Origin of the sequence: Stenotrophomonas sp. 3diitr2024, assembly GCF_042136455.1 — a bacterium.
Classification (GTDB): Bacteria; Pseudomonadota; Gammaproteobacteria; order Xanthomonadales; family Xanthomonadaceae; genus Stenotrophomonas; species Stenotrophomonas sepilia.
Genome location: NZ_JBHHMJ010000021.1, coordinates 1 through 2,015, shown reverse-complemented (window position 1 = coordinate 2,015; position 2,015 = coordinate 1). Strand labels below are relative to the sequence as shown.

At 65.4% G+C, this 2,015-nt stretch carries 1 protein-coding gene; it reads right to left on the bottom strand.

Annotated features, from left to right (window positions below; translation table 11 throughout):
• Positions 1-88: 88 nt before the first annotated feature.
• Positions 89-2,015, bottom strand: a 1,927-nt coding sequence (locus tag ABGA94_RS00290) for a M1 family metallopeptidase (RefSeq protein WP_375365988.1), incomplete at its 5' end; no start/stop codon positions are given.

The window sequence follows — 2,015 nt, the reverse complement described above, 5'->3', positions numbered from 1 at the left end:
TCGAGCCATGCTCGACTGCTGTTGAAAAGCCAGTCGAGCATGGCTCGACTCTACAAAAAAAGCGCCGGGGGATGCCCGGCGCTTCTGCTTACTTGGCTTCAGCCTTGGCCAGCATGTCCTGCACCGAGGCAGTGGTGATCGGGTGGTAGCCCGGCTTGGCCTTTTCGAAGGCCTGCTTGGCCAGCTCCAGCCCCTTCGGGGTCTTCACCAGTTCGGCGTAGATCGGCAGGATCAGCTTGCGACGGCCGACGCGCTCGATGAATGCCGCCGCGCCTTCATTGGCCTGCTCGTAGCCGCTGCGGATCGCCAGCGGGTACCAGCGCATGGCGATCTCGCCATTCGGGGTGCCGGTGAAGTGGAAGGCCTTGTCCAGCGTGGCCAGCTTGTCCAGCGGCTGGGTCGCGCCCAGGCCATCGATGAAGCGCACCCATTCCTGCGTGCTCCAGTCGGCGATGACCTGGCTGCTCGGCACGGTGCCGGCGCTGGCGAAGGCGATGCGCGCGGTATCGACGCTGCTGAAGTTGCGCGACTGCGCCTTGGCCGCGAACGCCGGGATACCCGGCTCGTCCAGCCATGCCTTCAGTTCGACCTCGGTCACTGCCGACGGATTCTTCGGCAGCAGGTTCTTCTTCATGTAATCGACGAACTGGTCGGTGTTCGCGCTCTGGAAGGCATGGTCATCGAACCAGCCACGCAGGAACGGATCGAAGGTCTCGCGGCCGAAGCGCTGTTCCAGGAACTCCAGGAACCACGAACCCTTGACGTAGGCCACCTGGCTGAGGGCCTCGTCGGGATCACGCTCGTTCAGCGGCGGCAGCGCCAGCGCCTGGTCGGCCGGGCTCATCTCCTTCACTTCGGCCAGCAGGTCGGTCTGGTCGATCTGCTTCTCCATCTCGGCCATTTCCTTGCCGTACAGAGCTTCGGTGATGCGGCCCTGAACGTAGGTGGTGAAGCCTTCATTGAGCCAGATGTCCTTCCAGCTGGCGTTGGTCACCAGGTTGCCCGACCAGCTGTGCGCCAGTTCGTGGGCGACCAGCGAGACCAGCGACTTGTCGCCGACGATCACGGTCGGGGTGGCGAAGGTCAGGCGCGGGTTCTCCATTCCACCGAACGGGAACGACGGCGGCAGCACCAGCATGTCGTAGCGGCCCCAGCGGTATTCGCCGTACAGCTTCTCGGCGGCACCGATCATCTTCTCGGTGTCTTCGAATTCCTTGGCGGCCTTGTTGACCATGGTCGGTTCGGCCCAGACGCCGGAGCGGCCGGAGATCGGCTCGAACACCAGGTCGCCGGCGGCGATGGCCAGCAGGTAGGACGGAATCGGTTGCGGCATCTTGAAGGTGTAGTCACCATCACGCGCGGCCTTCGGATCGTTGTCGGCGCTCATCAGCACCATCACGTCCGGGCGCGAGACCACGTGCGCGCTGTAGGTGAAGCGCACGCTCGGGGTGTCCTGCAGCGGCACCCAGGAACGGGCATGGATGGCCTGCGACTGGCTGAACATGAAGGGCAGCTTCTTGCCCTCGGTCATCGACGGCGCCAGCCACTGCAGGCCCGAGGCGGTCGGTGCGGTGTGGTAGGTCACTTCCACCTTGGCCGGCTGCTCCGCAGCCTCGATGGTCAGCTTGCTGCCGAACACCTTGTCGGCCGGGGCCAGTTCGAACTTCAGCGGGCTGCGCGCGCCGTCGGCGGCAACGGCCTCGACCTTGGACACGGTCAGCTCGCGGGTGTCGAGCACCAGCTGCTTGGCGTCCTTCTGTTTCCATTCCAGGGTGTAGGTGGCGGTACCGCCGATCTGCTTCTGGTCGAAGTCCAGCTTCAGATCCAGCGCGATGTCCTTGATGACGACCTTGTCCGGCTCGGCGTACGAGCTCTCGTCGTGGCTGCGGTTCTCGGCGTTCACGGGGGCGGCAGGGGCCTTTGCGGCAGTCGGGGCGGCGGCGGGCGCGGCCGCCTCCTGGGAGCAGCCGGCGGTCAGGGCCACGGCCAGCGGAAGGAGCATCAGCGGATTACGC